The organism is Pseudomonas fuscovaginae SE-1, assembly GCF_000364705.1.
GTDB lineage: Bacteria > Pseudomonadota > Gammaproteobacteria > Pseudomonadales > Pseudomonadaceae > Aquipseudomonas > Aquipseudomonas fuscovaginae_A.
In genome coordinates, this window is record NZ_AQOH01000153.1 from 1 (window position 1) to 4998 (window position 4998).

5 protein-coding genes are annotated in these 4998 nt (G+C 64.3%); all 5 read right to left on the minus strand.

Going from position 1 to position 4998, the window contains the following annotated elements; translation table 11 throughout:
* Window positions 1-179: 179 nt before the first annotated feature.
* On the minus strand, window positions 180-959 hold the full coding sequence (locus K675_RS0115535) for an SDR family oxidoreductase (protein WP_017904422.1): 780 nt from the start codon (window positions 957-959) through the stop codon (window positions 180-182).
* Window positions 956-2167, minus strand: coding sequence for an O-succinylhomoserine sulfhydrylase (locus K675_RS0115540; protein ID WP_017904423.1), 1212 nt, complete (start codon window positions 2165-2167; stop codon window positions 956-958). The genes K675_RS0115535 and K675_RS0115540 overlap by 4 nt, the downstream gene beginning before the upstream one ends.
* A gap of 202 nt (window positions 2168-2369) precedes the next feature.
* Window positions 2370-3875 (minus strand): amidophosphoribosyltransferase, encoded by a 1506-nt coding sequence (gene purF, locus K675_RS0115545; RefSeq protein ID WP_017904424.1) that lies wholly within the window; start codon window positions 3873-3875, stop codon window positions 2370-2372.
* 41 nt (window positions 3876-3916) lie between these two features.
* Entirely contained in the window at window positions 3917-4474 is a 558-nt protein-coding gene (locus K675_RS0115550) for a CvpA family protein (RefSeq protein ID WP_026145225.1), read from the minus strand.
* Window positions 4475-4568: 94 nt separating this feature from the next.
* The coding region (locus K675_RS0115555; protein WP_017904426.1) for an SPOR domain-containing protein at window positions 4569-4998 on the minus strand (430 nt) is incomplete at its 5' end.

Genomic DNA, 4998 nt, shown 5'->3' on the forward strand with positions numbered 1-4998 from the left:
CTGCTTGTAAGGCAGATGCTCTCCCGGCTGAGCTAATCACCCTTTGCTTCGTCGAGGCCGCGAAATTTACGCAGGTAGAGAACCTAAGTCAATAGCCCGCTTGAAGTTTTTCTGAAAAAAGACACATCCATGTCAGTTCCGCTGTCGCCCAAACCTCATGCCAGGCGGGCTACAGCGCCCTACTCGGCGTAGATCATCTTCCTGCTCATGCCGCCATCGACCACGAATTCCTGGCCGGTGACAAAGCCTGCACCCTTGGACAACAGCCATGCCACTGTTGCCGCCACGTCCTCGACCGTCCCCACCCGGCCCACCGGGTGCTGGGCATGGTCACTCTCACTCAACGGCTCGGCCCGGCGCTGCGCCGGATCACGGGCATCGATCCAGCCCGGGCTGACCACGTTCACCCGAATCTCCGGACCGAGGCTCATCGCCAGCGCATGGGTCAGGGCCAGCAAGCCACCCTTGCTCGCCGCATACGCCTCGGTATCCGGCTCCGACTGCGTCGCACGGGTCGAGGCGATGTTGACGATGGCCCCGCAATGGGCGCGCAGGTAAGGCGCACAGTGCTTGGCCAGCAGCATCGGGCCACTGAGGTTGACCGCCAGCACCCGATTCCAGTGAGCCAGGTCGAGGCTTTCGAGGGTGATGTTGTGCGGGTCGGCAATCGCCGCGTTGCACACCAGCGCATCGAGCCGGCCGAAGCGCCCGAGCACCTCGGCCACGCCCCGGGCCACCTGCGCCTCGTCGGAGACGTCCATGGCGATGAAGCAGGCGTTATCGCCAAACACCTCGGCCACCTTGCCACCGCGCAGCGGATCCAGGTCCGCCAGCACCACCTGCCAGCCTTCGCTGATCAGCCAGGCCGCGATACCCAGGCCGATGCCCCGCGCCGCGCCGGTCACCAGCGCGACGCGGCCATTATTGCCAACGCTCGCCGCGAAACCCAACTCGATCACAGCGCGGCCAGGCCGCGCGCCAGGTCGGCCTGCAGGTCGGCCACATCTTCGAGGCCGACCGCCACGCGGATCAGACTGTCGCGGATCCCCGCCGCTTCACGCTCCTGCGGCGACAGACGGCCGTGGGAGGTGGTGCTCGGGTGGGTGATGGTGGTCTTGCTGTCGCCCAGGTTGGCAGTGATCGAGATCATCCGGGTGGCGTCGATGAAGCGCCAGGCGCCCTCTTTCCCACCTTTGACCTCGAAACTCACCACACCACCGAAACCCCGTTGCTGACGCTGGGCCAGCTCGTGCTGCGGATGGCTCTTGAGGCCGGCGTAGTGAACCTTCTCGATACCGTCCTGCTGCTCCAGCCACTCGGCCAGGGCCAGGGCGCTGGCACAATGGGCGCGCATGCGCAGGTTGAGGGTTTCCAGGCTCTTGAGGAAAATCCAGGCGTTGAACGGGCTGAGGCTCGGTCCGGCGGTACGCAGGAAGCCGACGACTTCCTTCATCTGCTCGCTGCGACCGCAGACCACGCCGCCCATGCAACGGCCCTGGCCGTCGATGTACTTGGTCGCCGAATGCACCACCACGTCCGCGCCCAGCTTCAGCGGCTGCTGTACCGCCGGCGTGCAGAAGCAGTTGTCGACCACCAGCAGCGCGCCCTTGGCGTGGGCGATTTCCGCCAGGGCGGCGATGTCCACCAGCTCGGCCAGCGGGTTCGACGGCGATTCGACGAACAGCAGCCTGGTGTTGGGCTTGATCGCCGCATCCCAGCCGGACAGTTCCGCCAGCGGCACATAGTCGACCTCGACACCGAAGCGCTTGAAGTACTTCTCGAACAGGCTGATGGTGGAACCGAACACGCTGCGCGACACCAGCACATGGTCGCCGGCGCTGCACAGGCTCATGACCACGGCCATGATCGCCGACATGCCGGTGGAGGTCGCCACGGCCTGTTCGGCGCCTTCCAGGGCGGCGATGCGCTCTTCGAAGGAACGTACGGTGGGGTTGGTGTAGCGCGAATAGACATTACCCGGCACGTCGCCGGCAAAGCGCGCGGCCGCGTCGGCGGCGGTGCGGAAAACGTAGCTGGAGGTGAAGAACAGCGGATCGCTGTGCTCGCTCTCCGGGGTACGGTGTTGACCGGCACGAACGGCCAGGGTGTCGAAGGCTACGCCGTCGAGATCGCTGTCCAGCCGACCGGCATCCCATTCCTGACTCATGCTGCCACTCCTTGCTCTCAATCTTTGGAAGATACCAGACCAGCCCTTGGAGAGACGCCCATTTCTGTAGGAGCAGGACTTGCCCGCGAAGAGGCGCTCAAGACCGCCAAAAGCTTCGCGGGCAAGCCTCGCTCCAACAAGGATCGCGGCGCGCTCAAGGGATGCGGCGCGTTCAACGCCGCGCTCCGGGGCCGGCTTCCAATCAGTTGTTGTACAGATCGATGATCGCGCTGACGGCCTGGGTCTTGGCCTTGGCCGCGTCGTTGCGCGCCTGCTCGATCCGGTTCAGGTAGTGCTCGTCGATATCGCCGGTGACGTACTTGCCGTCGAATACCGCGCAGTCGAACTGTTCGATCTTGATCTTGCCACCGCCCACGGCCTCGATCAGGTCCGGCAGGTCCTGATAGACCAGCCAGTCGGCACCGATGAGGTCGGCAACGTCCTGGGTGGTACGGTTGTGGGCGATCAGTTCGTGGGCACTCGGCATGTCGATGCCGTAGACGTTCGGGTAACGCACGGCCGGGGCCGCCGAGCAGAAGTAGACGTTCTTCGCGCCGGCTTCACGGGCCATCTGGATGATCTGCTTGCAGGTGGTGCCGCGCACGATCGAATCGTCCACCAGCATCACGTTCTTGCCGCGGAACTCCAGCTCGATGGCGTTGAGCTTCTGCCGTACGGACTTCTTGCGGGCCGCCTGGCCAGGCATGATGAAAGTGCGGCCGATGTAGCGGTTCTTCACGAAGCCTTCGCGGAACTTCACGCCCAGGTGGTTCGCCAGTTCCAGGGCCGCGGTGCGGCTGGTGTCCGGAATCGGGATGACCACGTCGATGCCATGGTCGGGACGCTCGCGCAGGATCTTCTCGGCCAGCTTCTCGCCCATGCGCAGGCGCGCCTTGTACACCGACACACCGTCGATGATCGAGTCAGGACGGGCCAGGTAGACGTGTTCGAAGATGCACGGTGTCAGGCTCGGGTTGGTCGCGCACTGACGGGTGTGCAGCTTGCCGTCTTCGGTGATGTACACCGCTTCGCCCGGAGCCAGGTCGCGGATCAGGGTGAAGCCGAGCACGTCCAGGGACACGCTCTCGGACGCGATCATGTACTCGACGCCTTCGTCGGTATGACGCTGGCCGAACACGATCGGGCGAATGCCATGGGGGTCACGGAAACCGACGATGCCGTAGCCGGTGATCATCGCCACCACCGCGTAGCCGCCGACGCAACGGTTGTGCACGTCGGTCACCGCGGCGAAGACGTCTTCCTCGGTCGGCTGCAGCTTGCCACGCAGAGCCAGCTCGTGGGCGAACACGTTGAGCAGCACTTCGGAATCGGAGTTGGTGTTGACGTGACGCAGGTCGGACTCGTAGATCTCCTTGGCCAACTGTTCGACGTTGGTCAGGTTGCCGTTGTGCGCCAGGGTGATGCCGTACGGCGAGTTGACGTAGAACGGCTGAGCTTCAGCCGACGTCGAGCTGCCGGCAGTCGGGTAGCGCACATGGCCGATGCCCATGTGACCCACCAGGCGCTGCATGTGGCGCTGCTGGAATACGTCGCGGACCAATCCGTTGTCCTTGCGCAGGAATAACCGGCCGTCATGGCTGGTCACGATACCGGCAGCGTCCTGGCCGCGGTGCTGGAGCACGGTTAGCGCGTCATACAGCGCCTGATTGACGTTCGACTTACCGACGATACCGACGATGCCACACATGCGACGCAACCCCTACTTAATGAATCTGAACTGAACGACTCTCACTGGGCGGGTTTGCCCGGCAAGAGATGTTCCTTGAACGGCATATCAGCGGGTACGCTGATTCCGCTGGCCAGCCACTGACTGCTCCACCCCAATATGAGGTTCTTCGACCAATCTGCAACCATTAAAAATTGTGGCACGAGCCGGGACTCCTGCCACCACGGATCCTGCTGAACCGGCCCGAGACTGAGCAGCCCGACCGCGACCACCACCAGCAGCGCGCCACGCGCGGCGCCGAAGGCCATGCCGAGAAAGCGATCGGTCCCGGACAGGCCGGTGACGCGAATCAACTCGCCGATGAGGTAATTGATCATGGCGCCGACCAGCAGGGTCGCGACGAACATGATTGCACAGCCCGCGATCACGCGCGCCGAAGGTGTCTGGATATAGTCGGTGAGGTACACGGACAACGAGCCACCGAACATCCAGGCGACCACGCCGGCGATGATCCAGGTGAGCAGGGACAAGGCTTCCTTGACGAAGCCGCGGCTCAAGCTGATCAAAGCGGAAACGACGATTACCGCGATAATCGCCCAGTCAACCCAGGTAAATGGCACAGTGCAGCCTACAGACGGATAAGGCGGCGCATTTTAGCAGAGCGCCGCCCTGCTGGTAAGGCGGTTGTTCGGTGGATTTCGTACAACCCGGCGCTCAACCGCGCTCGGGTTGGAAACGGACGACAAAACCCTTCAGGTTCTGTTGACGACCGAGCAGGTCGCGCAGGCGATCCGCCTCCGCCCGCTCGATCAGGGGACCGACGAATACCCGGTTCTTGCCATCGGCGGAACGGATATAGGCGTTGTACCCCTGGCTGCGCAGGCTCTTCTGCAGGCTCTCGGCACCTTCGCGGCTCGACAGGCTGGCCAGTTGCACCGACCAACTGATCGGCAGGCCGTTGGGGTCGACGCGATTCTGCGTGGTATCGAGCTTCGCCGGCGGCTGCGCAACCACCTGGGCCGGCGTCTGCGCGGGCACAGCGGCGGGCTTGGTGGCCGGAACAGGCGCGGGAGTCGCCGGCTTGGTCGCCACGACCGGCGCCGCCGGCTTGGCGGCCGGAGCGGCCGGAGCGACTGGCGCCACA